The organism is Gelidibacter pelagius (assembly GCF_017581925.1).
In the GTDB taxonomy this organism is placed as follows: Bacteria; Bacteroidota; Bacteroidia; order Flavobacteriales; family Flavobacteriaceae; genus Gelidibacter; species Gelidibacter pelagius.
Genome location: NZ_JAGEVG010000072.1, coordinates 1 through 541, shown reverse-complemented (window position 1 = coordinate 541; position 541 = coordinate 1). Strand labels below are relative to the sequence as shown.

Sequence of the window (541 nt, the reverse complement as noted above, 5' to 3'; positions counted from 1 at the left end):
AGGAGTGGATTCATCACGAGAATCGGGATGAAGACGAGGTGGTTGTTCTCATGCAAAATTCCGTTTTATTTCATTTAGCAAGCTTTCCAAATTTTCAAATACCTCTTTGTTTTCAAACCTCAGCACCTTAAATCCAAGAGATTTCAATTTTTGTTCCCTCTCATAATCATAATTACCAACTGCAAAATCCAAATGAACAGCCCCATCCAATTCAATTACTAATTTTTCAGAGGCACAATAAAAATCGACGATATAATTTTCAATACTGTGTTGCCTTCTAAATTTCCGTCCGTCCAATTGATTTCTTTGTAGTGACTTCCATAAAGTCGCTTCAGCGGATGTGGAATTATTTCGCAATTCTTTCCTGCGCTCTAAAAGATACTTTCGGTTATGGATGTTTGATTTCATTGGTGATCATTTATAAAAACAACCCTTCCGACTTTAAGCTCTCTCCGGAGCTTAAAGCCATCCCGAAAAAAATCGGGACAAGCTCTTCCCTTAAAAAGGGAAGGAAGTTTTTGATTCAGCATTATTTAAAAAT

General features: G+C 36.4%; 1 protein-coding gene. It reads right to left on the bottom strand.

The features are described 5' to 3' along the window. Positions 1–48: 48 nt before the first annotated feature. A complete protein-coding gene (locus tag J4051_RS18865; protein WP_163516112.1) occupies positions 49–408 on the bottom strand; it encodes an endonuclease domain-containing protein in 360 nt (119 codons plus the stop codon). Between the last annotated feature and the right edge of the window lie 133 nt (positions 409–541).